Origin of the sequence: Sphingomonas sp. GM_Shp_2, assembly GCF_026540875.1 — a bacterium.
Taxonomy (GTDB): Bacteria; Pseudomonadota; Alphaproteobacteria; order Sphingomonadales; family Sphingomonadaceae; genus Sphingomonas; species Sphingomonas carotinifaciens.
This window is the reverse complement of the sequence record NZ_JALNUQ010000003.1, coordinates 20,919-46,811: the sequence shown is the minus strand read 5'-3', so window position 1 is coordinate 46,811 and position 25,893 is coordinate 20,919. Positions and strand designations below refer to the sequence as shown.

26 protein-coding genes are annotated in these 25,893 nt (G+C 67.7%); 10 read left to right on the top strand and 16 right to left on the bottom strand.

The window, feature by feature from the left end; translation table 11 throughout:
- Window positions 1-146: 146 nt before the first annotated feature.
- The 4 genes from OXR08_RS01755 to OXR08_RS01740 form a co-directional block, all read right to left on the bottom strand.
- On the bottom strand, window positions 147-725 hold the full coding sequence (locus OXR08_RS01755) for an ATP-dependent Clp protease proteolytic subunit (protein ID WP_267347334.1): 579 nt from the start codon (window positions 723-725) through the stop codon (window positions 147-149).
- 184 nt (window positions 726-909) lie between these two features.
- Window positions 910-1,821, bottom strand: coding sequence for a glycoside hydrolase (locus tag OXR08_RS01750; RefSeq protein ID WP_267347333.1), 912 nt, complete (start codon window positions 1,819-1,821; stop codon window positions 910-912).
- 63 nt (window positions 1,822-1,884) lie between these two features.
- Entirely contained in the window at window positions 1,885-2,277 is a 393-nt protein-coding gene (locus tag OXR08_RS01745; protein WP_267347332.1) for a hypothetical protein, read from the bottom strand.
- Between the two features lie 51 nt (window positions 2,278-2,328).
- Complete coding sequence (locus OXR08_RS01740; protein WP_267347331.1) at window positions 2,329-3,390, bottom strand: SDR family oxidoreductase; 1,062 nt, start codon at window positions 3,388-3,390, stop codon at window positions 2,329-2,331.
- 102 nt (window positions 3,391-3,492) lie between these two features.
- Between OXR08_RS01740 and OXR08_RS01735 the strand changes: the two genes are divergently transcribed.
- Entirely contained in the window at window positions 3,493-3,873 is a 381-nt protein-coding gene (locus OXR08_RS01735) for a helix-turn-helix domain-containing protein (RefSeq protein ID WP_112382025.1), read from the top strand.
- 16 nt (window positions 3,874-3,889) lie between these two features.
- Here the strand turns inward: OXR08_RS01735 and OXR08_RS01730 are convergent, their stop codons facing one another.
- The 4 genes from OXR08_RS01730 to sdhC all read right to left on the bottom strand — a co-directional run bounded on the left by OXR08_RS01730 (window position 3,890) and on the right by sdhC (window position 7,217).
- On the bottom strand, window positions 3,890-4,429 hold the full coding sequence (locus OXR08_RS01730; protein ID WP_267347330.1) for a hypothetical protein: 540 nt from the start codon (window positions 4,427-4,429) through the stop codon (window positions 3,890-3,892).
- 186 nt (window positions 4,430-4,615) lie between these two features.
- On the bottom strand, window positions 4,616-6,421 hold the full coding sequence (gene sdhA, locus OXR08_RS01725; RefSeq protein WP_112382023.1) for a succinate dehydrogenase flavoprotein subunit: 1,806 nt from the start codon (window positions 6,419-6,421) through the stop codon (window positions 4,616-4,618).
- Window positions 6,421-6,804 (bottom strand): succinate dehydrogenase, hydrophobic membrane anchor protein, encoded by a 384-nt coding sequence (gene sdhD, locus OXR08_RS01720; RefSeq protein WP_112382022.1) that lies wholly within the window; start codon window positions 6,802-6,804, stop codon window positions 6,421-6,423. The genes sdhA and sdhD overlap by 1 nt, the downstream gene beginning before the upstream one ends.
- Window positions 6,804-7,217, bottom strand: coding sequence for a succinate dehydrogenase, cytochrome b556 subunit (gene sdhC / locus OXR08_RS01715; protein WP_112382021.1), 414 nt, complete (start codon window positions 7,215-7,217; stop codon window positions 6,804-6,806). Before sdhC ends, sdhD begins: the two co-directional genes overlap by 1 nt.
- Window positions 7,218-7,407: 190 nt before the next feature.
- Between sdhC and OXR08_RS01710 the strand changes: the two genes are divergently transcribed.
- Genes OXR08_RS01710 through OXR08_RS01695 form a run of 4 tightly spaced genes read left to right on the top strand, consistent with a single transcriptional unit; the run spans window position 7,408 to window position 11,849 of the window.
- The gene (locus tag OXR08_RS01710) at window positions 7,408-8,769 is read left to right on the top strand and encodes a methyl-accepting chemotaxis protein (protein WP_112382020.1); all 1,362 of its coding nucleotides are present in this window, start codon (window positions 7,408-7,410) and stop codon (window positions 8,767-8,769) included.
- Between the two features lie 26 nt (window positions 8,770-8,795).
- Window positions 8,796-10,163 carry a methyl-accepting chemotaxis protein gene (locus tag OXR08_RS01705; protein WP_240313426.1) on the top strand — a complete coding sequence of 456 codons (1,368 nt, stop codon included), beginning with the start codon at window positions 8,796-8,798 and terminating at the stop codon, window positions 10,161-10,163.
- Between the two features lie 32 nt (window positions 10,164-10,195).
- The gene (locus OXR08_RS01700) at window positions 10,196-10,903 is read left to right on the top strand and encodes an SDR family oxidoreductase (protein ID WP_112382270.1); all 708 of its coding nucleotides are present in this window, start codon (window positions 10,196-10,198) and stop codon (window positions 10,901-10,903) included.
- A gap of 10 nt (window positions 10,904-10,913) precedes the next feature.
- Complete coding sequence (locus OXR08_RS01695) at window positions 10,914-11,849, top strand: 50S ribosomal protein L11 methyltransferase (protein ID WP_267347329.1); 936 nt, start codon at window positions 10,914-10,916, stop codon at window positions 11,847-11,849.
- Between the two features lie 221 nt (window positions 11,850-12,070).
- On the opposite strand, the gene OXR08_RS01690 is transcribed toward OXR08_RS01695, so the two are convergent.
- Together OXR08_RS01690 and OXR08_RS01685 are read right to left on the bottom strand one after the other, a co-directional pair.
- Window positions 12,071-15,208 (bottom strand): efflux RND transporter permease subunit, encoded by a 3,138-nt coding sequence (locus tag OXR08_RS01690; protein ID WP_112382018.1) that lies wholly within the window; start codon window positions 15,206-15,208, stop codon window positions 12,071-12,073.
- Window positions 15,209-15,212: 4 nt separating this feature from the next.
- Entirely contained in the window at window positions 15,213-16,388 is a 1,176-nt protein-coding gene (locus tag OXR08_RS01685) for an efflux RND transporter periplasmic adaptor subunit (RefSeq protein ID WP_267347328.1), read from the bottom strand.
- A gap of 204 nt (window positions 16,389-16,592) precedes the next feature.
- Here OXR08_RS01685 and OXR08_RS01680 point away from each other — a divergent pair, with 204 nt between their 5' ends.
- Window positions 16,593-17,330, top strand: a complete 738-nt coding sequence (locus OXR08_RS01680) for an SIMPL domain-containing protein (RefSeq protein WP_267347327.1) — start codon at window positions 16,593-16,595, stop codon at window positions 17,328-17,330.
- Between the two features lie 151 nt (window positions 17,331-17,481).
- Here the strand turns inward: OXR08_RS01680 and OXR08_RS01675 are convergent, their stop codons facing one another.
- The 3 genes from OXR08_RS01675 to OXR08_RS01665 form a co-directional block, all read right to left on the bottom strand.
- Window positions 17,482-17,739 (bottom strand): GlsB/YeaQ/YmgE family stress response membrane protein, encoded by a 258-nt coding sequence (locus OXR08_RS01675; RefSeq protein ID WP_112382015.1) that lies wholly within the window; start codon window positions 17,737-17,739, stop codon window positions 17,482-17,484.
- A 181-nt stretch (window positions 17,740-17,920) separates the two neighbouring features.
- Window positions 17,921-18,220 carry a DUF1153 domain-containing protein gene (locus tag OXR08_RS01670; RefSeq protein WP_112382269.1) on the bottom strand — a complete coding sequence of 100 codons (300 nt, stop codon included), beginning with the start codon at window positions 18,218-18,220 and terminating at the stop codon, window positions 17,921-17,923.
- A 91-nt stretch (window positions 18,221-18,311) separates the two neighbouring features.
- Complete coding sequence (locus tag OXR08_RS01665) at window positions 18,312-18,539, bottom strand: hypothetical protein (RefSeq protein WP_112382014.1); 228 nt, start codon at window positions 18,537-18,539, stop codon at window positions 18,312-18,314.
- Window positions 18,540-18,734: 195 nt separating this feature from the next.
- On the opposite strand from OXR08_RS01665, the gene mnmA reads away from it, so the two are divergent.
- Together mnmA and OXR08_RS01655 are read left to right on the top strand one after the other, a co-directional pair.
- A complete protein-coding gene (gene mnmA, locus OXR08_RS01660) occupies window positions 18,735-19,841 on the top strand; it encodes a tRNA 2-thiouridine(34) synthase MnmA (protein ID WP_267347326.1) in 1,107 nt (368 codons plus the stop codon).
- Window positions 19,838-20,098 carry a UvrB/UvrC motif-containing protein gene (locus OXR08_RS01655; protein ID WP_267347325.1) on the top strand — a complete coding sequence of 87 codons (261 nt, stop codon included), beginning with the start codon at window positions 19,838-19,840 and terminating at the stop codon, window positions 20,096-20,098. The genes mnmA and OXR08_RS01655 overlap by 4 nt, the downstream gene beginning before the upstream one ends.
- Here OXR08_RS01655 and OXR08_RS01650 read toward each other — a convergent pair.
- The 3 genes from OXR08_RS01650 to pdxH are packed head-to-tail and all read right to left on the bottom strand — an operon-like array spanning window position 20,095 to window position 22,422.
- Window positions 20,095-20,889, bottom strand: a complete 795-nt coding sequence (locus OXR08_RS01650; protein ID WP_267347324.1) for a PhzF family phenazine biosynthesis protein — start codon at window positions 20,887-20,889, stop codon at window positions 20,095-20,097. The two genes, OXR08_RS01655 and OXR08_RS01650, sit on opposite strands and share 4 nt — an antisense overlap.
- Window positions 20,890-20,899: 10 nt before the next feature.
- A complete protein-coding gene (locus OXR08_RS01645) occupies window positions 20,900-21,847 on the bottom strand; it encodes a cation diffusion facilitator family transporter (protein ID WP_112382010.1) in 948 nt (315 codons plus the stop codon).
- Window positions 21,844-22,422, bottom strand: a complete 579-nt coding sequence (gene pdxH, locus OXR08_RS01640; RefSeq protein WP_267347323.1) for a pyridoxamine 5'-phosphate oxidase — start codon at window positions 22,420-22,422, stop codon at window positions 21,844-21,846. The genes OXR08_RS01645 and pdxH overlap by 4 nt, the downstream gene beginning before the upstream one ends.
- 121 nt (window positions 22,423-22,543) lie before the next feature.
- Between pdxH and OXR08_RS01635 the strand changes: the two genes are divergently transcribed.
- Window positions 22,544-23,398 carry a Ku protein gene (locus OXR08_RS01635; protein WP_112382008.1) on the top strand — a complete coding sequence of 285 codons (855 nt, stop codon included), beginning with the start codon at window positions 22,544-22,546 and terminating at the stop codon, window positions 23,396-23,398.
- Between the two features lie 48 nt (window positions 23,399-23,446).
- Window positions 23,447-25,888: a DNA ligase D gene (gene ligD, locus OXR08_RS01630; RefSeq protein ID WP_267347322.1), complete on the top strand. Its 2,442-nt coding sequence runs from the start codon at window positions 23,447-23,449 to the stop codon at window positions 25,886-25,888.
- The last annotated feature ends 5 nt before the right edge of the window (window positions 25,889-25,893 follow it).

Sequence of the window (25,893 nt, the reverse complement as noted above, 5' to 3'; positions counted from 1 at the left end):
GTCCGCTGATGGGCCGACCAGATCGCCGGCAAGGATCGTGCCTGCCCGATACATGACCGGCGCGCAGGCCGCAAATGTCTTGACAGCGAAAAATATGCCGGTCGCGGCTGGCGGGCGTCCGGGAAACGCGGACGCCCGCCCGATCGTCAGATCACGTCGAGCACCAGGCCCAGGTCGCGTGCTTCCTCGGCATCGATATACCAGTTCGCGACCGCCTTTTCGCGGATCGTCTCGAAATCCACCCGCGATCCGGCGACGATCGCGCGAAATCCCTCTTCCTGGATCACGATCGAATGCTCGATCTCGTGAAGCTTGGCCTTCAACACCGCGGGCAGCGTGGTCAGCGGCCCCTTCAGGTCGACCGCGGCGTTCATCTGCCGCTCGTGCAGCATAAGCCGGGTGTTGCGGGTGAGGAAGCGCTTGTCCACCGGGAAGGCCGACATGAACGTCGCGCCCGCCGAATACACCGCTACCTTGCCCAGGAACAGCGTCTCACGGCCCGTATAGTCGCGCAGCAGGCGGATCGAGTCGCCCATCGCCCGCGCCATTTCCGGGTCGCCGCCCAGCGTGGTGATCGACACGACCAGCGGCCCCTCGCCGGCCGAGGCGGCGGCGAGTTGCTGCTTGAACGTCGCGTACATCGCGTCGTCGACGGGTCCGTGCAGTTGGATCTGCGGGACGGCGAGAGCCGGATAGTTCACGGCGTTATTCGGGTGCTGGTCCATGGCACGAGCGAACAAGCGATCGGGGTCATCAGTTCCACGTCGGAGGCGCGCATCGGAGCTGTACGATCGACACGTGCGAGGGCACCCAAAGACCCATGGCACGCAAGCCTTTGATGGACCAGCTTATCGGCATCGCGATGAACACGGCCGTGCATCTCCGGCAACCGGAAAGAAGCGGCCCCGATCAGCACTCTTCGGCGGTAAAGGCCGGCGCCGGCCCCGGCGGCACGCGCGCGGGATGCTCGAAGAACAGGTCCGCGGTCAGCCGGTGGCGATCACCATATACTTCGCGCAGCACGTCCGACAGCGCGGGATCATATCGGCGCAGGTCCGCGTCCGACAATATCGTCACCGCGCCGAAGCGCGCCACCATGTTGGAGTTAAACCAGTATTGGGTGCCCTCCGCCCAATATTCATGCACCGTGGTCGATCCATATTCGCCCTTCCACAGCCCCGCCGCCATCGCCGCGGCATAGGCCCGCCCCACCCGCTGATACAGCAGCGGGTCCACCTGCTCGACCGCGTTGAGGATGGCGTGGCTGAATTCGTGAACGAAGATATTCTCGCCATAATAAGACGTGCCCGGGATCGCGAGCAGGTTTTCCGTCGCGCCGGAGGTCAGCATACCGCCCATTCCCCGCGCGCGGCCGTTCCAATATTGCGCATCGGTCAGTGCCCCGATGCGCACATCGTAGTGCTTGCGCTCGCACCGGGTCAGCGCAGGGTCGTTGCGTTCCGGCTTCTTCCAATCGCGCTGTTCGGGAAGATCGGTCGTGCCCTCTTCGGTCGCCATGATCGCGATCCGCAGGCCACGCGCGATCATCCAGTGCCGCAGGTCGGGCCGTTCGGTCAGCATGTCTTCAACGATGTCACGCGCGAACAGCAACGCCACGGACGGCACCTTGTGCGACGCCGCGATCGGAATGCCATGCGCATCGAGATAGCGTGTGTAAAAGGGGTCGAGCTTCAGCGCAGCGGGCGGCTTTCCGATCATGGCGGCGGCATAATCGGGCAGTGTATGGGCGGGGTCGGCGGGGGTCTGCGCCACCGCTTGGCTGGCCAACAGCATGGCGATCATCGCACCCGGCGTCTTCATTATGCCTCCCCTTCGTAGATAATATACGAATAGGTCAGGCAGCTCAGTTCTGCAATGCGGGCGTCAGGCCATCGCCATCATCACACCGGCCGAGGCAAGCGCACCCGCAAACACCGCCTTGGCCTTCGGCGCCGCTTGCGCACAGCGCGGCAGCGTCGCCACCCGCCGGGGATCGCGCAACAGGTCGATCAGCAATTCGACATCGGTTTGCGAGCCGAAGGGACAGTCGCGGCACGGCGTCCGGCCCAGGCATTGCTCGCCCAGCCGCAGCACGCTGTCGATCACCGGGGCCAGCATGTCGTGGCCGATCGGTGCGAGCAACGCATGGAGCGGGGGCAACACCGGGCGATCCGCCGCGCGCGCCGCGCGCCACACCGCTACCGCCCGCACGATCGTCTCCGCCGCAATTGGCGATGCGGCAAGACGATCGGCTGTGACGGATGCTGCGACACGCATGGCCTTCTCCTTTGAGACCAGGAGTAAAGCTAATGCGAGTCTATTGCAAGTTTATGGGATCAATCGATCCGCCCGCAAACGGCCGAACAAGGCGAAGAACGCATCATCCGTCGGCTGATAGCCGGTAAAGCCCAGCCGCCGGCTCTTCGACATGTCGGTCACCACCTCGATCGGGCGGCCGAGATCGGCATCGCTATGCCATGGCGAGGCCAGCCGCGACAGGTCCGGCTCGATCAGTTGATGCCGCGCCGCGATCTCCCGCCACGTCTGCGCATCGCCAGCCATTTGCGTTTCCAGCGGCCGGACGACGCCATCGAACGGCGCCGGCGCGATCCCGAACCACGCGGCAATACGGCCCCACATCCATTCCCAGCGGAAGACGTCGCCATTGACCACGTTGAACGCCTCGTCATGTGCCGCCGGCGTCTCCACCGCCCAGAGCAGATGGCGGGCAAGCTGGCCCGCATCGGTCATGTCGGTCAGCCCATGCCACTGCGCGGCCGATCCCGGAAAGACGAATGGCCGCCCGGTTTCGCGGCACAGCGTGGCATGGACCGCCAGCGTCGTCCCCATGTTCATCGCATTGCCGACCGCCTTGCCGATCACCGTGTGCGGCCGGTGCACGCTCCAGGTGAAACCGTCGCGTGCCGCCGCGGCAAACAGTTCGTCCTCCTGCGCATAATAGAAATTCTCGACGTCCAGCCGCCCCTGCTCCTCGCGGAACGGCGTTTGCGGCAACGTACCTTTGCCGTAAGCCTCGAACGGCCCCAGATAGTGCTTGAGCCCGGTGACCAGCGCGACATGGCGCGGCCCGGTGGCGGGCGTCAGGCCATTCAGCAGGTTGCGCACCATCGCGGCATTGACGCGGATATTCTCCGCCTCGCTGTCCTGCCGCGCCCAGGTGGTGATGAACACCGCATCGGGCGCGATGTCGGCCAGCGCCGCACGCGTGTTCGCCGCATCGTGCAGGTCTGCGACGACGGGCCGGACGCCGTCCTGCGCCACGGGTCGGCGTGCCAGTCCGTGCACCGTCCATCCCTGCTCTGCCAGCAATGCCGCCGCCGCACTGCCGACAATCCCGCTCGCCCCTACTACCAACGCCGTTTTCGCCATGATCTTCGCACCTTGATCGTTCAAAGATCACAGCTAGGCGTCGCCGGTCGCAGCTTCTAGACGGCACCAAACAGGAACCTAGTCACCAAAAGGTAACCACTCATGCGCCCCGGATCGAACGACGAGGAATGGCGGGAGGATTGCGCCCCGCGCCGCGTGCTGGCGCTGTTCGCGACCAAATGGACCAGCATGATCCTCCACGTGCTCCACGCCCGCCACGCCGGCGCGGCCCGCACCGGCGTCCTCCACCGCAGCCTGCCCGGCATCTCCAAGAAGATGCTGACCCAGACGCTGCGGGAGATGGAAGATGCCGGCCTGTTGACGCGTCATGTCGAAAGCGTTGTACCGCCGGCGGTCGAGTACCGCCTCACCCCCCTCGGCACCCGCTTCGTCGAGCCGGTCGAACTGCTCTACGCCTGGGCGCGCACCAATCCCGACGCCCTCGACCAGCTCGCCCCCCGCCCCACCGCCCGGCGCGTCTGACGCTCTCCCCCGCCGGCTATGTCTGCGGATCGGCCGGCTTGCGCCAGACTTCGATGCGCAGCCCGGGTTCCGGCGTTTTGAAAGCGTCCATCGGGATGGCAAACCCCTTCGCGTTCCATTGAAGCGAATATTCCAGATCGCCCGCCTGAGGACCCGAGGATTTGGAGGGCTCGCCGCTCGGCGGCCCGAGGAGCGCGGTGACCGCCTCGACATAGCGCGCGGATGGCTGGTCCGTCTTGGACATCACCCAACAGCGCATCGGGGCGGCCGGATCGAACAGCGGCATCATCGCACCACTACCCGCCTTGCGATACGTGGTCATACCGTTGCCCGACGGCAGGGCCTTGTCCGCCGCCCACCCCGCCGCCTCCAGCTTTGCGCGGACGCCATCCGCCTTGATGCAGTCGTCCAACGCCTCGGCAATCTGCTGTGGCGAAGCGGTGGGGATCGTCGCCGGACTGTTTTCCATCGCCCAAGCCGACGTGCCACCGGCCGCGAAAAGGCAGAGCGTGACCGCCACCGCCCGATTCGCCAGCCTAAATGCCTCTGCCCCCATCGCATTCCCTCCCCGCTGCCATTCCGGCACGCAGGGCATGATAGACCGGTCGGCGAGGGGCCGGGATATGCATCTTTTTACCGCGGGGTGCGCCCGCACGAACAGCGATCACCGGCATCGGATACGCAAAAACGCCCGCCCGGTCTCCCAGGCGGGCGCTTGCAGCCCGTGAAGATGGCGCCAGGATCAGTAAACGCGCTTCTTCGGCTTGATATAGTCGATATCGTCGGTCAGCGTGTAGTCGTGGACCGGGCGATAATCGATCGCGGTCGCACCGCCCTTGCCGCCCCAGCCGTCGAACGTGGTGATCGTGTGCTTCATCCAGTTCGCGTCGTCGCGCTCGGGGAAGTCCTCGTTCACATGCGCGCCGCGGCTTTCCTTGCGGTTCAGCGCCGACTCCATCGTCACCACCGCCTGCGACACCAGATTGTCGAGCTCCAGCGTCTCGATCAGGTCGGTGTTCCAGATCAGCGAGCGATCCTTGATGCCGACATCCTGCATCCGGTTATAGGTGCCGCGGATCTTCTCGCGACCCTCGGTCAGCAGTTCGTCGGTACGGAACACCGCGCAGTGACGCTGCATGGTCTTTTGCATTTCCGAACGGATCTCCGCGGTCGGCGAGCCGCCGGCGGCGTTGCGGAAATGGTCGAGACGGCCGAGCGACAGCTCCTCCGAACCCTTGGGCAGCGGATTGTGCGGCGTGTTCGGCTTCAACTGGTCCTTGATGCGCAGGCCCGTCGCCCGGCCGAACACCACGAGGTCGATCAGCGAGTTGGAGCCCAGACGGTTGGCGCCGTGCACCGATACGCACGCCGCCTCGCCCACCGCGAACAGGCCCGGGACGATCGAATCGGGGTTGCCGTCGCGCAGGCGCACGACCTCGCCGTGATAATTGGTCGGGATGCCGCCCATGTTATAATGGACGGTCGGCGTCACCGGCAGCGGCTGGCGCGTCAGGTCGACACCGGCAAAGATCTTGCCCGTCTCGGTGATGCCCGGCAGCCGCTCGTGCAGCACCTTGGGATCGATATGATCCAGGTGCAGGTGGATATGGTCGCCTTCCTTGCCGACGCCGCGGCCTTCGCGCATCTCCATCGCCATCGAGCGCGACACGACGTCGCGGCTGGCGAGGTCCTTGGCGGACGGGGCATAGCGCTCCATGAAGCGCTCGCCCTCGGAGTTGGTCAGGTAGCCGCCCTCGCCGCGCGCGCCCTCGGTGATGAGCACGCCCGCGCCGTAGATGCCGGTCGGGTGGAACTGCACGAATTCCATGTCCTGCAGCGCGATGCCGGCGCGCAGCGCCATGCCGCCGCCGTCGCCGGTGCAGGTGTGCGCCGAGGTGGCGGAGAAATAGCAGCGGCCATAGCCGCCCGTCGCCAGCACCACGTTATGCGCGCGGAAACGGTGGATCGATCCGTCTTCCATGCACAGCGCGATCACGCCGCGGCACGCGCCGGCCTCGTCCATGATCAGGTCGAGCGCGAAATATTCGACGTAGAAATCCGCGTCATACTTTAGCGACTGCTGGTACAGCGTGTGCAGCATGGCGTGACCGGTACGATCGGCCGCGGCGCAGGTGCGCTGCGCGGGCGGCCCCTCGCCCATATTCTGCATCATGCCGCCGAACGGGCGCTGGTAGATGCGGCCCTCGTCGGTGCGGCTGAAGGGCATGCCGGCATGCTCCAGCTCGTACACCGCGGCGGGTGCCTCGCGGCACAGATATTCGATCGCGTCCTGGTCGCCGAGCCAGTCGGAGCCCTTGACGGTATCGAACATGTGCCAGGTCCAGTGGTCCGGACCCATGTTGCCGAGCGAGGCGGCGATGCCGCCCTGCGCCGCGACCGTGTGGCTGCGGGTCGGGAACACCTTGGTGATGCACGCGGCCTTCAGGCCCGCCTCGGCGATACCCATGGTGGCGCGCAGGCCCGATCCGCCGGCGCCGACCACCACCGCGTCATAGGTGTGGTCGATGATCTTGTAGGCAGCAGGCATTACGCAGCGGCTCCAAAGGCGATCTTGAGAACGGAGAAGATGGCGACTGATGCGGTCACCGCGGTGAACACGTTGAGGGCGACGAGCGCGGCAACGCGGCTCTCGTCATGCTGGTAATCCTCGATCACCACCTGCAACCCCATGCGGAAGTGCGAGAAGACCGACAGGACGAGCAGGATCATCGGGATCGCAACCCACGCGCTCGACAGCCACATGCGCATCGATTCGTAATCGAATGCGGGCTGGCGCAGGATCGACACGAGCAGCCACACTAGCAGCAGGAAGTTCGATCCCGCGGTCAGCCGGTGGTGAAACCAATGCTTGGCGCCCTGCTTGGACGAACCCAGACCGCGCACGCGGCCGATGCTGGTTCCCGAACGCATCACTTGATGATCCCCAGATAGAGCCAGAACAGCACGGTCAGCGTCACCGACGCGACCATGGTCAGCACGGCATAACGCTTGTTGGTCTTCAGCTCGAACCCCGCGCCCAGGTCGAGTACCAGGTGGCGGATGCCCGTCATCATGTGCTGGAACAGGCAGGCGGTCAGGCCGATGCCGATGACATAGCCGATGATGTTCAGATTGCCGGCATCCGTCGTGAACACGTCGCGGAACGTCGCATAGCTCTCGGCTCCGCCCGCGATCGCGGCCAGAAACCAGACGAGCAGCGCGGTGCCGACGGTCGCCATGCCCGACCCGGTCGCGCGGTGGAGGATGGAGACCAGCATGTGCGGGCCCCAGCGCCAGATCTGGAGGTGGGGCGATAGCGGGCGGGCGGGGTTGCGGGAAGCCAAGGGCAGGTCCTCAGAGCAGTCGATGTCCGGATGATCGCAAACGCCTATGAGGCGAGCGCCCGCGCGATGCAACCCAAGAGCGCATTGCAAGGCCTGGCACCCGGTACCGGGCCGCCGGCGCTACGTTCCTCTAACCGCGCCTTAACCTGTTGGCGGCATACGGATCGACGATCAACAGGGGGATCATTCCTTGGACCATATCGACCTTCCGGTGCCGACCACGATTGCCGCCACCATCGATCTTGATGCGCGGATTCGCGCGTTCGACGGCGGCGACGGCAATCTGCGCCGCCAGGCAGCCGAGTTGTGGGAACTGGTCGAGCCGCGCATCGACGACATCGTCGAGGCCTATTGGGAGCATTGGCGCCGCGCCCATCCCGGTGAGCCCGAATGGACGGTGCTGGACCGCGAACGCCGGGTGGTCGCCGGCCGCGCCTATCTGCGCAATCGCCTGTGCAACCTCAGCGGCCGCGAATGGGTCGAGTCGCTCGAACGCTCGGTGGCCTCGGCCTATGCCAAGGGCGTGTCGACCATGGAGGTGCTCGCCATGTCCTGTGCCAGCGACCGTGCGCTGCTGGCCGCACTGATCGAGCAACTGCCCGTGGGCGATCCCCGGATGCAGCCCGCGATGCATACGCTTCTTCGCCTGTTCGGCATGGAAACCGAACTGACGGTCGAACTGTTCGCCGGCTTTGCCGCACACACCGCGCAGCGTTCGCGCGAACGGCTTGCGGTCGACTTCCAGGGGGGTATCGCCTCCATGGTCGATTCGGCGACGATCGACGGGCAGGATCTCCGCTCCCAGGCGCAGAACGCCTCCACCGCGACGCGCGGCATGCTGGGCAAGTCGAGCGAAGTCGCCGCCGCGGCCGAGCAGTCCGCGGTCGCTATGCGCGAGGCGGCACAGACCGCCGCCGGCCTGATCCGCGCGATCGAGGATGCCCGCTCCGAGGTGGAGGCCGCCGCCGAGATCGCCACCCGAGCCTCTGCTCAGGCGAGCCAGGCGGTGGGCATGTCGGAAACCCTCTCCGATCACGCCAAGTCGATCGAATCGATCCTGGGGCTGATCCGCGACATCGCCGGCCAGACCAACCTGCTGGCGCTCAATGCCACCATCGAGGCGGCGCGTGCCGGCGATGCGGGCCGCGGCTTTGCCGTCGTCGCGCAGGAGGTGAAGAGCCTCGCCAGCCAGACCGCGCGCGCCACCGACGACATCGCCGCCAAGATCGCCGCGATCCAGGCGGCGACCCGCTCCACCGTGGACACCAACGCCTCGATCAAGGCGACCGTGGCGGAGGTTCAGGAGTCGGCCGAGCGGATCCGCTACGCCATGGAGGCGCAGGCCGGCACCGTCACCGCGATCACCGCCGCGGTGGATGAAACCGCGCTTGCGGCCGATTCCATGTCCAACACCATCGCCGCGATCCGCGAGGATACCGAAAGCGTCGCGGACGAGATCGACGCGGTCGGTCGCGGCTTCGACATGCTCGATGGCCGGCTGGGCGATCTGAAGTCGAGCGCGGACCGTTTCATCGCCCGCGTCGCCGCCTGATCCACGCCGGCCCGGAAAAGCAGCAGATGGCAAGGCAAGAGATTGCGGTCGGAACCTGGAGCAGCGCCGAGGAATCCACCTCGGCGATCATGCGCAACTATGACTGGGACAACAGCGTCACCTCCACCTGTGCGGAGATCATGTCGCTGTTGACGGACGAGGACATCGACACGATCTCCCGGACCTTCTGGGATCATTATCTCGGTCAGGCCGAGTTGCGCGACCGGCGCTCGGTCCTCACGCCCGATCGGCTGCGCGACCGCATCGCCAGCAGCGCGCGCTACATCCGCGAGAAATATGGCCGTCCGTTCGACCAGACATGGCTGGACATGGCGGTGGACTACGCGATGCGCGCGCGCGACAGCGGCGTTTCGCTGCGCACGCTGATGAACGCGCTCAACTATTCGCAAAGCCGCACCATGCATGCGCTGGAACAGCGGGTGAAGGGCGACAGCGCGCGCATGTGCCGCCTGGCCGACATGACCGCGCGCATCTCGCTTGCGGAGGCGGGCATCATGGCCAGCGCGCTCGGCCGGTCGGATGCGATGCTGTCCAGGGACGCCCGTCACGAACAGGCGGAAGCGTTTCGCCAGACCATCGCCGGCGCGATCGGCAATGCCGCGGCGCGCGGCGACACCTTGCGCGAGCAGGCGAGCCACGCCGCCGGTTCCACCACCCGCATGCTGGGCAAGTCGCACGAGGTGGCGATCGCCGCCGAACAGTCGGCGCTGGCGATGCGCGAGGCGGCACAGACCGCCGCCGGCCTGATCCGCGCCATGGAGGCCGCGCGCGAGGAAGTGGAAAGCGCCGCCGCGATCACCACCCGCGCCGCGGCGCAGGCGGACGAGGCGGTCGCCCTGTCGGGTGCGCTGTCCGGTCACGCCCGCTCGATCGAATCGATCCTGGGGCTGATCCGCGACATTGCCGGCCAGACCAACCTGCTGGCGCTCAACGCCACCATCGAGGCGGCGCGCGCCGGTGATGCGGGTCGCGGCTTCGCCGTCGTCGCGCAGGAGGTGAAGAGCCTCGCCAGCCAGACCGCACGCGCCACCGACGACATCGCCGCCAAGATCGCCGCGATCCAGGCGGCGACCCATGCCACGGTCGAGACCAATGCCTCGATCAAGACCACCGCGGGTGATGCGCTGCTGATCTCGCAGCGGCTGCGCGGGGCGATGGCGGCGCATGCGCAAACCGTGATCTCGATCACCGCCGCGGTGGACGAGACCGCGCTGGCCGCCGATTCCATGTCGGGCAGCATCGCCGCCATTCGCGAGGATACCGAGACGGTTGCCGGCGAGATCGCGGCGCTCGGCGGCGGCTTCCAGGATGTCGACCGCCAGTTGCACGACCTGTGCGCCGCAGCCGAGGTGTTTTCCGCCAGCGTCGGTTGACGCCTCCCCGGCGCTTGCGGCAGGCGGGCGCGATGACCACCATTCTCCTGACCGGCTCCAGCCGCGGCATTGGCGCCGCGATCGCCGACACGCTGTCCGCCGCGAATGCCACCGTTATCGGCCACGGCACCGCAAGCGGGATCGCCGCCGACTTCGCCGATCCCGCCGCGCCTGCCGCCTTGTGGCAGGCCGCGCTGGCCCGCGCCGGCGGCGCGATCGACGTGCTGGTCAACAATGCCGGCGTTTTCGAGGCGGCACCGCTCGACGCCGGGGACTGGTCCGAGCGGTGGGAGCGCACCATGCGCATCAACCTGACCGCCTCGGCCGAACTCTGCCGCCTCGCCGTCCTGCACTGGCAGGAACGCCGCGCCGCCGGTTGGCAGGGGGATGCGCGCATCGTCAACGTCGCCAGCCGCGCCGCCTATCGCGGCGATTCGCCCGCCCACTGGCATTATGCCGCGTCCAAGGCGGGCATGGTCGCGATGACCAAGACGATCGCGCGCGGCTATGCGGGTGCGGGCATTCTCGCCTTCGCCGTCTGCCCCGGCTTCACCATGACCGGCATGGCCGACGATTATCTCGCCAGCCGCGGCGGCGACAAGCTGCTGGCCGACATCCCGCTCGGCCGCGTCGCCATGCCGGATGAGATCGCCACCACCGTCCGCTTCCTCGCGCTCGACGCGCCCGCCTCGATGACCGGCGCGGTGCTCGACGTGAACGGCGCCAGCTACGTTCGCTGAAGGAGTTCGCATGAGCTGGAAACTCACCCTCCCCTGCACCCGCGCCGAGGCCGAGGCGATCGACGCCGCCGACGATCTCGGGCTGGACGCGGCCCCGGTGCTGATGACCACCGAAACGGTGGAGGACGATACCGAGACATGGCGCCTCGACGCCTATTTCGAGGATGAGCCGGATACCGCCGCCATCGCCGCGGTCCGCGCGCTGGTGCCCAGCGCCAGCGACACCGCGCCCGCGATCGAGGAACTCGGTGACCAGGACTGGGTGACGATGAGCCAGTCGGGCCTGGAGCCGCTGCGCGTCGGCCGCTTCTTCGTCCACACCGGCGCTCACCTCGCCGAAGTACCGGAGGGCGGCCGTGCCTTTCTGATCGAGGCGGGGCAGGCGTTCGGCACCGGCCATCACGAAACCACCAGCGGTTGCCTCGCGATGCTCGATGCGATGGCGGGCACGCCCGTGTCGAACGCGATCGATGTCGGCACCGGTACCGGCCTCCTCGCCTTTGCGGTGCGGCATCTCTGGCCTGATGCCGCGGTGATGGCGACCGATATCGATCCCATGGCGATCATCGTCACCCGCGAAAACGCGCAGGCCAATGCGATCGACCGCGTGGAGTGCATCGTCGCCGACGGTGCGCTGGATGACGCGATCACCGCCGCGGCGCCTTACGACCTCGTCATCGCCAACATCCTGGCCGGCCCGCTCGTCTCGATGGCGCCCGAACTCGCCGCCATCGCCGCACCCGACGCCACGATCCTGCTCGCCGGCCTGCTGGAGACGCAGCGGGACGATGTCACCGCCGCCTATGCCGCCTGCGGCTGCACGGTGGAGGCGGTCGACCGCCGCGGCGACTGGAGCGTCCTGCGCCTCAAGGCCGGCGCCGAACGCTATGTCCCCGCCGCCCCCTTCGACCCCAAGGGTCGCGACGGCTGGGCACTCGATCTGTAGGCGTCCCGCAGTCGCCGCAAAGAGGCGCCATCCCTTTTTCCCGTTCGTGCCGAGTAGAGATCGAGTAGGCTCGTCAGAGCCGTATCGAGAGCTCGTATCGAGGCATCCTCCGCGCGCGGACCTATCGCTCGTCACACGGCTTTGCCGCTACTCGGCACCTGCTCGGGACAAACGGGTAGCTGGCTGCTATCTGATCCCAGACTTCATCCAGCACCCGGCCTTCACTCGGCCGGATGCGTCCCCAGCTTGCCCTGCGCACCGGGTAGCGCCGGGGGTTCGCCCGGCCCCTCGATCAGCGGCCCGCCATCGTCGCCCGGACGATAGGTCAGCAGCTTGTGGCCGAGCTTCGGCCCCAGCCACTGCTCCATCCCGATCGCCAGGCTGAACCCCGCCGGCACGATCAGCAGCGTCAGCAGCGTCGACAGGAACAGCCCGCCGATCACCGTCACCGCCATCGGCTGGTTGAACGATCCATCGCCGGTCAGCGACAGGGCGGTCGGGATCATCCCCGCGATCATCGCCACCGTGGTCATCACGATCGGCTGCGCGCGCTTGTGCCCGGCGTCCAGGATCGCGGCCAGCGGCGGCACGCCGGCGCGCATCTCCTCCAGCGCGAAGTCGATGAGCAGGATCGAGTTCTTGGCGACGATGCCCAGCAGCATCAGCAACCCGATCAGCACCGGCAGCGACACCGGCATCCCGAACAGGTGGAGCGCCACCGCACCGCCCAGCGGCGCCAGCAGCAGCGAGCCCAGGTTCACGAACGGCGGCATCGCGCGGCGATACAGCAGGATCAGCACCGCCAGCACCAGCATCACGCCCGCGAACACCGCAATCACGAAGTTCTGCAGCATTTCCGCCTGCCACTTCGCCTCGCCCGATGCGGCATAATGCACGCCCAGCGGCAGCTTGCTCATATAAGGCAGCTTCAGCACCTTGGCGCGTTCCTCGCCGGCAATCGCGCCGGGCGCCAGGTCCGCGCCGATGATGACGCGGCGTTCCTGGTTGAAGCGCCTGATCTGCGAGGGTCCCGCGCCAAAGCCGATATCGGCCACCACGCGCAAGGGAACGGTGCTGCCGCGCGCGGTCTGCACCGGCAGGTTCTGGATCGTCGACAGGTTGCGCCGGCTATAGGGATCGAGCGCGACGCTGATCGGGATCTGCCGGTCGGGCAGCGAGAATTTCGCCGCGTTCTGCGCGATCTCGCCCTGCGTGGCGATACGGATCGTCTGGCTCAGCGCCGCCGTCGTCACGCCCAGATCGGCGGCAAGGTCCAGCCGCGGCCGGATGACGATCTCGGGCCGCGGCAGATCGCCCTCGACCCGCGGGGAGCGCAGATTGGGCAGCGCCTTCATCTCCTGCACCAGCCCTTGCGCCGCCTTTTCCAGTGCTTCCGGATCGGAACCGGCCAACATGATGGAAACCGCGCGGCCACCGCCGCCGCCACCGCCGCCACCGAAATTGATCCGCGCATCGGCGATCTTGTTCAGCTCGGCCGCGGTTTCCCGCTCGAAATCGGTCGAGGTCCGCACCCGGTCCTTGCGCAGCGTGATCTCCAGGATCGCGCTGCCCGCCTTGATCGTCTCGACCGCGGACTTCACCTCCTGTTGCTGGCGCAGGATGCCCGACACCTGATCGGCCACCGCTTCGGTCTGCTCCAGCGTGGTGCCCGGCACCATGGTGATCGACAAACGGCTGAAATCATTGTCACGCGGCGGCTGGAAGGTGAAGGGCAGCGTCGCGAACGCGACGATCGTGGCGACGAACGCCAGCCCGCCCAGCCCCATCGTCTTCCACCGATTGGCCAGCGTCCAGCGCAGCACGCTCATATAGCGGTCCATCGCCGGGCCCTCGCCATGCTCGGCATGGCCATGCGCCTTCAGGAAATAGGCCGCGACCATTGGCGTGATCAGGCGTGCGACCGCCAGGCTCATCAGCACCGCGACGACCACGGTGATGCCGAAATTCTTGAAGAACTGGCCCGCAATGCCCGGCATCAGCCCGACCGGCAGGAACACCGCGACGATCGAGAAGGTGGTCGCGACCACCGCCAGCCCGATTTCGTCGGCCGCGTCGATCGATGCCTGATAGGCCGATTTGCCCATCCGCATGTGGCGCACGATATTCTCGATTTCCACGATCGCGTCGTCGACCAGCACGCCCGCCACCAGGCTGAGCGCCAGCAGCGTCATGAAGTTCAGGCTGAACCCCATCAGCGCCATGATCCAGAAGGTCGGGATCGCCGACAGCGGAATGGCGAGCGCCGAGATCAGCGTCGCCCGCTTGTCGCGCAGGAACAGGAACACCACGATCACCGCCAGCACCGCGCCCTCGATCAGCGCGCGGATCGCCTCCCGGTACTGGTGCTTGGTATAATCGACGCTGGTGAACTGCTCGACGAAGCGGAACTTGGGGTTCTCCTTCTGGATCTTCGCCAGTTCCGCCACCGTCGCATCGTACAGCGCGACCTCGGAGGCGCCGCGTGCGCGCTGGATGCCGAAGCCGACCACCTGGCGCCCGTTCGCCTTGAACAGGCTGGTCTGTTCCAGCGAGGTGTCGCGGATCTCGGCGATGTCGGCCAGGCGCACGGTGCCCGGCTGGCCGTTGCCCAGCGGGATCTGCAACTGCGCCAACTCGCGCGCCGTCTCGGCGCTGCCGACGATGCGCAGCGACTGTTGCGCGCCGCCGATATCGGCCCGGCCGCCTGCCGCGTTCTGGTTGATCGCGCGCAGCGTCTGGTTCACCTGCGCGGCGGTGATGCCCAGTGCCTGCATCCGGCCCGGGTCCAGGATCACGCGCACCGCGCGCTCCACGCCGCCGGTCATCTCCACCTTCTGCATGCCCGGAATACCGAGCAGCCGCTTGACGACCACCGTGTCGACAAAGGCGGACAGTTCTTCCAGCGTCACGTCGGTGCTCGCCACCGACCAGGTCGCGATCGAGTCGTTGTTGATGATCACGCGGCTGACGTTCGGCTCGATCACGCCGTCGGGCAGTTCGGACCGGACCTGCGCCACCGCGTCGCGCACGTCGGTAACCGCGCGGTCCACCGGCGTGGCGAAGCTGAACTGCACGAAGGTGCCGCTCGATCCTTCGCTGATCGTCGAATTGATCTCGTCCACGCCTTCCAGCCCGCGGATCGCGGCCTCGATGCGCGTGGTGATCTGCGTCTCGATCTCGCTGGGCGCCGCGCCCGGCTGGCTCACCTGCACCCATACCGCCGGAAAGGTGATCTCCGGGCTGTCGTTCACCTGCATGCGGTTGAACGAGATAAGCCCGGCGATCGTCAGCGCCATGAACAGGACGAGCGGGACGACCGGGTTGCGGATCGCCCAGGCGGACATGTTGCGGAAGCCCATGGGATCAGCGCGCCTTCTGCACCGATGGTTTGATGACCTGGCCCGGCGTCAGGAACGCGCCCGCGGTCAGCACCACGCGCTCGGTCCCGTTCAACCCGTCCAGCACGGCAACGCCGTTGTCGGATGCCTCGCCGGTCTTCACCACGCGGCGCTCCACCTTGTTGTCCTTGCCGACGACATAGACATAGGTCGCCTTGTCGTCGCTCAGGATCGCCGTCTCGGGCAGCAGCGGCGCCACCGCCGTGCTGCCGTTGATCGCGGCCGTGGCGAAGCCGCCGGGGCGAAGCGCCGGGTCGTGGCGCAGGGCGATGCGGACCACGCCCTGGCGGGTCTGCGCGTCGATCACCGGCGAGATCTGCCAGACCTCGCCCTCGAAACTGCGGTTCGACCCCACGGGCGTCACCCGCGCGCGCGATCCCACCGACAGCCCGGCCAGATCGCTTTCCGACACCGCCGCGCGCAGCTCGACCTGCCCGTCCTGCTCCAGCCGGAACAGCACGCCGCTGCCCGAACTGACGATCTGTCCCGGCTCGGCGGTGCGCGTTAGGATCAGCCCGGCGGCCGGCGCGCGAATGTCCAGCCGGCCGTTGCGGGCCCGCGCTTCCGCCAGGCTCGCCTGCGCCGCCTTTACCCGCGCCGCCGCCGCATCGCGCGTCGCCTCGCGCCGCTGCAGGTCCGCCTTCGAGATGAACCCGCGGTCGACCAGCGTCTTGGCCCGGTCCAGCTCCGCCTGCGCCAGCACCTGGTCCGACCGTGCGACCGACACCTGCGCCGCCAGTTGCGCCGCCGTCTGCGTCTGCACCGACCGGTCCACCGTCGCCAGCACCTGCCCCGCCTTCACCCACTGCCCGGGCTCCACCAGCACCCGCGTGATCATCCCGCCCTCGCCGGCGATACCGATCGGCAGATCACGGCGCGCCGCCAGCGTGCCCGTCGCCGACACCGTACGCGCCACCGTCTGCCGCCCCGGTACACTCACCGTCACCACCGGCGCCTGCGAAGCATCGTCGCCCGCCGGTCTTGCCGCCTCGTTCTTCTTGCCCCCGAACAGGAACCACGCCGCCACCGCCAGCACCACGATCGCTGCCACGACCCACGGCCACCGCCGCCGACGCGGCGCCTCCGGTGCCGGCAACGCCAGCCGCTCCTCCTGCTCGATCGCCCCGGTTTCGTAGTTCATGCCCGCCATCAATCCTCGCCCGGCCCACCGGCCCCCGACAGGGCTGTGTTATCGGAATATATCACTTCGCTCAAGCCCGTGATTGCCCTTGCTTATGTCGGACGATTACGGCGTCCATGTGTCGATCCGGGGCACCTGTACGTTCAGCCCCCGTTTTGCGCAGGCACGCCAAGGAGCGTCCACCGCTATTTAGGGGAAACAGGCATGAAGACGATGTTCGCACTGGCGCTGGCCACCGCACCGCTGATGGGCGGTGCCGCCGCCGCGCAGGGCGTGCCGCAAACCGTGGAGCCGCTCGTGCCCGCCGCCGGCACGATCCTGGACGTCAGCGCAGAAGGACGCACGACCCGCGTTCCCGATCTGGCGACGATTCGCGCAGGGGTCGTATCGCAGGGGGCCACCGCCGCCGCCGCGCTGTCGGACAACGCCCAGCGCATGACCCGCGTTCTCGCCGCCCTCAAGCGCGCCGGCATCGCCGAGCGCGATGTGCAGACCGCCACCGTGCAATTGCAGCCGCAATATCGCTACGGGGAGAACGTCCCGCCGGTCATCACCGGCTATCAGGCGACGAACAGCGTCGCCATCCGCTTCCGCGACGTCGCCCGGTCGGGCACGATCCTCGACACGCTGGTCGCGCAGGGCGCCAACCAGATCGAGGGTCCGAACCTGTCCATCGACAAGCCCGATGCCGCGCTGGACGAGGCGCGCCAGGATGCGGTCGCCCGCGCCCGCGCGCGCGCCGACCTGTATGCAAAGGCGTCGGGCCTGCGCGTCCTGCGTATCGTCTCGATCGCGGAGGGCGGCAGCGATGCCGGCGGCCCTGAGCGCCCCATGGCCTTTGCCGTCTCGATGCGGGCCAAGGCCGATGCCCCTACCGAGATCGCGGCGGGCGAGCGCGACGTGACGGTCTCGCTCAACGTTCGCTTCCTGCTCGGGCAATAGGCAAAGGAAAACCCTCTTTCCGCATCGGGGAAGAGGGTCGGGAGGCAAAAGAAAACCCTCTCCCCGGTGGGGGAGAGGGTCAGGGGGCCGCCCAACGGCTTTGAGCCTGCGAGCCCCCTCAAGCCTTTCCGGAGAAAGGCAGCGTTCCGATTTAGCGCACCCGGCCGCGACGGACCAGGTTCACGATCGCGAGCAGCACGACCGCACCCAGCAGCGACACCAGGAACGAATAGATCGTCAGGCCCGAATTGTTGATCGAACCGCCCGAGAAGATCAGGCCGCCGATGAAAGCGCCGACGATACCGACGACGACGTTAAGCAGAATGCCCTGCTGGGCGTCGGTGCGCATGATGATGCTGGCCAGCCAGCCGATGACGCCACCGATAATCAGCCAAAGAATAATACCCATGGTCTTCCCTCCGTTGGGCCCGCAAGCGGGTCGCAGGGATAGACGTACAAACCCATATTGTTGTTCCACCCGCGTATCGTAAAGCTTGACAATCGCTGGGGAAAGGATCGGTGCACCGCGCGGGCAAACCGCCCCCCGACGGGAGGGCGGCCCACCGTTCACCGCAACATGTTCACCGCGTTCAATATTTCTGCTGGCGCTCGTACAGAGTGCGGTAATGCTGGATGCGCGTCACCCGCAGCCCCGGCATGCCCGACCGGTCGATCGCGCGCTGCCATCCGGCAAATTCCTCCACCGACAGGCCGTAGCGCTGGCACACCTCGTCGACGGACAACAGGCCGCCATTGACCGCCGCGACCACCTCCGCCTTGCGGCGGACGACCCAGCGCGTCGTGCTGGGCGGGGGCAGCGTGTCCAGGGTCAACGGTTCGCCGAGCGGACCGATCACCTTGGCGGGGCGGATTTTCTGGTTCTCGATCATCATTGTCCCCCGAAACGCTCCGCTCCTGCCCAGGCGCGGTCGTACCAGTCGAGCTTGAAGATCGGCTGAAATGCCACGGTTAACAGCGCCTTCACTCCTTCTTCCATGCGGTCAGCGCGCCTGCCATCGGCCCGTTGAACGCTCCGTCCAGCGGCGCGAACAACCGGGGATCCGCCGCCGCGCGCACGAATCCGGCCTGTCGCACCGCGGTGGGGCTCGCCGCTTGGCGCGCCGCCACCCCCACCATCAACACCGCAAGGTCGCTTGGCAGAACCGTGAGCTCGATCTCGCGATCGAAACGAGGAAAGCTCAGGTCCAAGAAGGCGCCTCTTGCTGCCGGGGTGGAGTGACCCGCTTAGCGACGGAGGATGAATGGCTGGTAAAAATGCTGTAAATTTCTGATGTTCACTGCCAGTCAGTTGATCGAAATCAAAACCGCGGGATGCCGGCGAAAGGCGCGCATCCCGGCTTGTCTTTGCATGTTCGCCCTCCCGCCCCTATGTGCGCGTGCATCATGGACGAAGCGGTGGATTTCCAGCTCGGCGGCGACGCGCGGGGCAAGCGGATCGTGGTGGCGATGTCGGGCGGCGTCGACAGTTCGGTGGTGGCGGCACTTGCCGCGCGCACCGGGGCGGAGACGATCGGCGTCACCCTGCAACTCTACGACCATGGCGAGGCGGTGGGCCGCGCTGGCGCCTGTTGCGCCGGGCGCGACATCCGCGACGCACGCGCGGTCTGCGACCGGTTGGGCATCGCCCATTACGTCTTCGATCACGAAACCAGCTTCCGCACCCAGGTGGTCGATCGCTTTGCCGACGAATATCTGGCGGGGCGCACCCCCATCCCTTGCGTTCAGTGCAACATGGGGCCGAAATTCACCGATCTCCTGGCCCTTGCCCGCGATCTCGGCGCCGATTGCCTCGCCACCGGCCATTATGTCCGCCGCATGATCGGCGAGGACGGGGCCGAACTGCATCGCGGCGCCGATCCCGCCCGCGACCAGAGCTATTTCCTGTTCGCCACCACCCGGACGCAGCTCGATTTCCTGCGCTTTCCGCTGGGCGCCCTGCCCAAGCCCCGCGTGCGCGAGATCGCCGCCGAACTGGGCCTCGGCGTCGCGGCCAAGCCCGACAGCCAGGATATCTGCTTCGTGCCCGACGGCGACTATGCCGGCCTGGTCAAGAAGCTGCGCCCGGATGCCGACACCCGCGGCGACATCGTCGACCTGGCCGGTCGCAAGCTGGGCGAGCATCGCGGCCTGATCCACTACACCGTCGGTCAGCGCCGCGGGCTGGAGATCGGCGGCAGTCCCGAGCCGCTCTATGTCGTCCGCCTCGATGCCGACACCCGCCGCGTCGTCGTCGGTCCGCGCACCGCACTGGCGGTGGACGCGGCCCGGCTGACCGACCTCAACATCCTCGGCCCGCTCGGTGGTCCGCTGACCGCCAAGGTCCGCTCGATGGCGCGACCGGTCCCCGCGCGCATGGTCGGGGACCGGCTGGTCTTCGACGCACCCGAATACGGCGTCGCCCCCGGCCAGGCCGCGGTGCTCTATGCCGGCGACCGGGTGCTCGGCGGCGGCTGGATCGCCGCGACCGAGGCGGCGACGCTGGCGGCATGAGCCGGATCGCGCAGCTGCAGGCCGAGATGGAGGCCGCCGCCGCCGCGCTCGATTTCGAGCGTGCGAAGCGCCTGCGCGACGAGATCAGCCTGTTGCGCGGATCGGATGCGGAGGCGGCCGATCCCACCGGCCTGCGCCGCCAACAGCCGGGCGCCATGGGTCTGGGCACCAGCCGCCAGCGTGTCGAGCCGCCCGAGGGCTGGACCCCGCCGCCGCGCCCCGATCCGATGACGAAAGGCCGCTCGCGCCGCCGTTAGGGCAGCAGGAACGTGCCTTCGATCACCGTCACGCACGTCCCGCCCAGCACGACCCGGTCGCCATCCAGCGTGCACCGCAGCCGCCCGCCACGCGCGCTCGCCTGAAACGCGCTGAACCGGTCGCGCCCCAGCCGCTGCGTCCAGTACGGCGTCAGCACCGCATGCGCCGATCCCGTCACCGGGTCCTCATCCACCGCAAAGGCCGGCACGAACACCCGGCTGACCACGTCCGTCGCCTCGCCCGGCGCGGTCACGATCACCACAAAGGGGCCTTGCGCGGCCAGCGCGCGCATGTCGGGCACGCAATCCCGCACCGCCGCCTCGTCCGCCACCACGACGACCACATAGCCCTTGTCGTGGAACAGCACCGCCTCGGCCGTGACGCCCAGCGCCGCGACCACCCCCGGCATCTCCTGCGGCGTCGGCGCCCATGCCGGCAAGGCCATGGCATAGGCCGCCCCGTCGCGCGCCACCTCCAGCACCCCCGCCTGCCGCGTCGCGAAGCGCACCGCCGCCCGGTTGGTGTCCGACGACAGCACGACATGCCCGCTGGCCAGCGTCGCATGGCCGCACAGCGCCACCTCGGTGCCCGGCGTGAACCAGCGCAGCTCGAAATCCGCCTCGCCGCCCTCGACCGGCACCAGGAAAGCGGTTTCCGACAGGTTGTTCTCCTGCGCGATCTTCAGCAGCGTCGCATCGTCCGGCCAGCGCGACAGCGGCATCACCGCCGCCGGATTGCCGCCGAACGCCGCATCGGCGAACGCGTCCACCTGGGTAAAGGGAATGCGCATCGAACAGTCCTTACAGCCGCTTGCCGAACCAGTGCGGCGTCACATCCGCCTCGACCAGCGGATTGTCGGTATCGACATGCCCTTCGGGGTCGAGATGGATCAGCACCTCCACCTTGGGAAAGGCACGGCGCAGCGCCACCTCGACATCCTCGACGATATCGTGCGCGGCCGCGACGGTCAGCGTCGCGTCCACCTCCATGTGGAACTGCGCGAAGTCATGGCTGCCCGAGCGGCGGGTGCGGAAGTCGTGAATGCCCTTCAGCCCCGGCTGGCGCGCCGCCACGTCCAGAAAGGCCGCGCGCTGCTGGTCCGGCCATTCCTTGTCCATCAACTGGTCGATCGCGTTGGACGACGCCTGGAACGCGCCATATGCCAGCCACAGCGCGATCGCGATGCCGAAGATCGGGTCCGCCCCGTGCCAGCCGGCATATTGATCCAGCGCGATCGCGACGATCACGGACGCGTTCAGCAGCACGTCCGACTGGTAATGGACATTGTCCGCCATGATCGCGACCGATCCGGTCTGCCGGATCACGCGACGCTGATACCAGAGCAGCAGCGCGGTCGCGCCGATCGCGACCAGCGACACGCCGATGCCAAATTCGGCCGCCTGGGTGGGCTGGGTCTCGCCCAGCGCCATGATCGCGCGCCACGCGATGCCGGCCGCGGATGCGGTGATCAGCGCGACCTGGAACAAGGCGGCCAGCGCCTCCGCCTTGCCGTGCCCGAACCGGTGGTCATGATCGGCCGGCGTCGCCGCCAGCCGCACGCCGTACAGCGTGACGAGGCTGGCGAGCAGGTCGAGCGCGGTATCCGCCAGGCTGCCCAGCATCGCGACCGAGCGCGTGTGCCACGCCGCAAAGCCCTTCAGCCCCAGCAGGAACAGGGCCATCGCGACGCTGGCCAGTGCCGCGCGCGTGGCAAGCGGGATCATGCGCCGGCGTTCTTCCCAGGTCATGGGAACAACAGCCCCTCGCGCCACCCCGCGCCTTCCGCAACGAACAGCCGCCGCTCGTGCAGCCGGTGGGCCCGGTCCTGCCAGAACTCGATCCGGGTCGGCGCGACGCGGTATCCGCCCCAATGCGGCGGCCGCGGCACGTCCTGCCCCTCGAACCGCGCCTTCATCGCCTCGAACCGCGCCTCGAACGTTTCGCGCGAATCCAGTGGCCGCGACTGGTCCGACGCCCAGGCGCCAAGCTGCGAGTCGCGCCCGCGACTGGCGAAATAGGCATCCGATTCGGCATCGGTGACGCGCGTCACCGGCCCCTCGATCCGGATCTGGCGGCGCAGCGATTTCCAGTGGAACAGCAGCCCCGCCTTCGCATCCGCGCCCAGGTCCTGTGCCTTGCGGCTTTCCCGGTTGGTGTAGAACACGAAGCCGCGCGCATCATGCCCCTTCAGCAGCACCATGCGCACAGAGGGTTGCCCGGCGGCATCGACGGTGGCCAAGGCCATCGCATTGGGGTCGTTGGGTTCGCTCGCCCTGGCTTCTGCGTACCAGGCGTCGAACAGTTCGAAAGGGCTATCGGCCATCGCCGCTCCATACGCCTTTCGCCGTCGAAAACCAACGCCATGCCCGTGCCGGAACGAGTCCGCCTGTTCACGGATTAAATCGCTCGCGAATTGAATCGCCGCCGCAACGGAAAGGACGACGATGCCCGCACGCGCCTATTGGCAAGGCCAGATCCGCCTCGCGCTGGTGTCGATCCCGGTCGAGATCTATTCGGCCACCAAAAGCGGCGCGACCGTCAGCTTCAAGCAGATTCACGAACCCAGCGGCAAGCCGATCCATTATGAAAAGGTGGTGACCGGCATGGGCCCGGTGGACACCGACGAGATCATGAAGGGTTACGAGATTTCCAAGGGCGAGTTCGTGCTGCTGGAGCAGGACGAGATCGACGCGGTAAAGCTCGAATCGAAAAAGACGCTCGAACTCACCCAGTTCGTCGACGCGCACGAGATCGACGTGCTGTATTACGAGAAACCCTATTTCGTCGTCCCCGCCGACGATCTGGCGGAAGAAGCGTTCATCGTCCTGCGCGAGGCGCTGCGCCGATCGAAAAAGGTCGGGCTGGGCCAATTGGCGCTGCGCGGCCGCGAATATGTCGTCAGCCTGAAGCCGTGCGGACGCGGCATGGTGCTGGAAACGCTGCGCTACGCCGACGAGGTGAACAAGGCGCAAAGCTATTTCCGCGAGATCCCGGATGCCAAGCCCGACCCCGAACTGCTCGACCTCGCCCAGGCGCTGATCGACAAGAAAAGCGCCGCTTTCGATCCGCAGGAATTCCACGACCGCTATGTCGATGCGCTGAAAGGCCTGATCGAACGCAAGCGCAAGTCGAAAAAGGGCGCCCGGATCATCGAGGAGGATGACGACAAGGGCCCCTCCGGCGCCAACGTCGTCGACCTGATGGCCGCGCTCAAGAAGTCGATGGAGAAATCGGGGGGCACCAAGCCTGCGGCCAAGAAGGCGCCCGCGAAGAAATCCGCGGCGAGGAAACGTGCATAGCTTTCGCCCTCTCCCCGTGGGGGCGAGGGAGCCAGCCGGAACCGCCCGATGACCGACCCCCTCGCGCGCTACAACGCCAAGCGCGACTTCACCCGGACCGCCGAACCCGCCGGCACCCTCGCGCCCGGCAAGGGCTCCGGACAGGCGCGCTTCATCGTCCAGAAGCATGACGCCACCCGCCTCCACTGGGATTTCCGGCTGGAGGTGGACGGCGTGCTGAAAAGCTGGGCGGTCACCCGCGGCCCCAGCCTCGACCCCGACGAGAAGCGGCTTGCGGTCCGCACCGAGGACCACCCGCTCTCCTATGCCGGCTTCGAGGGCACGATCCCGGCCGGCGAATATGGCGGTGGCACCGTCATGCTGTGGGACCGCGGCACCTGGGCGCCGGTGCAGGGCAAGTCCGCTGCCGACCTCGACAAGGGCCACCTCCATTTCGTGCTCGATGGCGAGCGGATGAAGGGCGAATGGCTGCTCATCCGCCTGAAGCCCAAGGCCCGCGAAAAGCGCGAGAACTGGCTGCTCCGCAAGATCGCCGACGATTTTGCCGGCGGCACCGACACGCTGACCGAGGACGCGCTGACCAGCGTCACCACCGGCCGCACCATGGTCGAGATTGCCGAGAACAAGCCGCCCGCGCGCAAGACCGCCGCCAAGAGGAAGGCACCCAAACGCGCCAGCGGCAAGGGGGCCGCCCTGCCCGATTTCCGCCCGCCCGCCTTGTGCACGCTCGTCGACCACGTGCCCCCCGGCAATGCCTGGGTGCATGAGATGAAATATGACGGCTACCGCGCGCTCGTCGCGGTTGCCGGCGGCACGGCCCGGGTCTTCACCCGCAACGGCCTCGACTGGACGGACAAGTTCCCCGGCATTGCGGAGGCCGCATCGGCGCTTCCCGTCACCGCCGCGCTGATCGATGGCGAGATCGTCGCGTTCAAGGATGGCCGCCCCGATTTCTCGACGCTCAAGGACGCGATCGGCAGCGGCGGCGCGATGACGCTCTTTGCCTTCGACCTGCTCGCACAGGATGGCGAGGACCTGACCGCCCTCCCCCTCGTCCAGCGCAAGGCCCGGCTGCAACCGCTGATCGCGCACGACGACCGCCTGCTCTATGCCGAACATATCGTCGGCGCCGGCGAACAGCTTTTCGCCTCGTTGTGCGGCGAGGGGATGGAGGGCGTCGTCTCCAAGCGCGCCGACAGCCCCTATCCGAACGGGCGCAGCAACGACTGGCTGAAGATCAAATGCCTGCACCGCCAGGAGTTCGTCGTGCTGGGCTGGCTTCCCTCCGACAAGCGTCGCGGCTTCAAGTCGCTGCTGCTCGGCGTCCACCGGGAGGGCGAACTCCGCTACGCCGGCAAGGTCGGCACCGGCTTCACGCAGGATGCGATGACCGAATTGCGCGAGGCGCTGGATGCCCGCCCCGTCGATGCCGCACCGGTCAAGGCCCCCCGCGCGATGACCCGCGGCGCCCGCTGGGTAAAGCCCGAGCTGGTCGCGGAAATCGCCTTTACCGAAATGACGCCCGACGGCCTGCTCCGCCATCCCAGCTTCCTCGGCCTGCGCGGCGACAAGCCTGCCAGCGATGTCGTCATCGAGGAGCCCGCCCCCCTGCCCGGCACGCCCCGGCCCGACGCCGTCACCATCACCCATCCCGAACGGGTGATCTTTCCCGACAGCACGCTGACCAAGGGCGACCTTGCCGCCTATTGCCGGGCGATCGCCCCGGTCATGCTCCCCTGGACCGCCAACCGCCCGGTTAGCCTGGTGCGCTGCCCACAGGGGCGCGCTCGCGCCTGCTTCTTCCAGAAACACGACGCCGGCAGCTTCGGCGAACAGGTCCATCATGTCGACGTCACGGAAAAGGACGGCTCGGTCGAACCCTATCTCTACGTCACCGATGCCGACGGGCTGGCCGCCTGCGTGCAGATGGGCTCGATCGAGTTTCACGGCTGGGGGTCGTCGGTCGCCACGCTCGAACAGCCCGACCGGATGATCTTCGATCTCGACCCCGACGAGGGCCTCGACTTCGCCGACACCAGAGGGGCCGCCGAGCATCTGAAGAACCAGTTGGCCGAACTCGGCCTGACCAGCTTCCCGCTGCTGTCCGGCGGCAAGGGCATCCATGTCGTCGTGCCGCTCACGCCCCGGGCCGAGTGGCCCGCGGTGAAGGATTTCGCCGACCGCTTCGCCCGCGCCCTTGCCCAGGCCGAACCCGACCGCTTCGTCGCCGTCGCCACCAAGGCGAAGCGAAAGGGCCGCATCTTCATCGACTGGCTGCGCAACCAGCGGGGGGCGACCGCGATCCTGCCCTATTCGGCCCGCGCCCGCGCCCATGCCCCGGTCGCCGCCCCGGTCTCCTGGACCGAACTCCGCAACATCCACACCGCCGCCCGCTGGACCATCGCCGACGCCGCCGAACTGCTCGACCGCGCCGGCAGCGCGGCCCTTGCCGGCTGGGGCATCGCCGACCAGGCGCTGCCCGATCTTTGAACCTG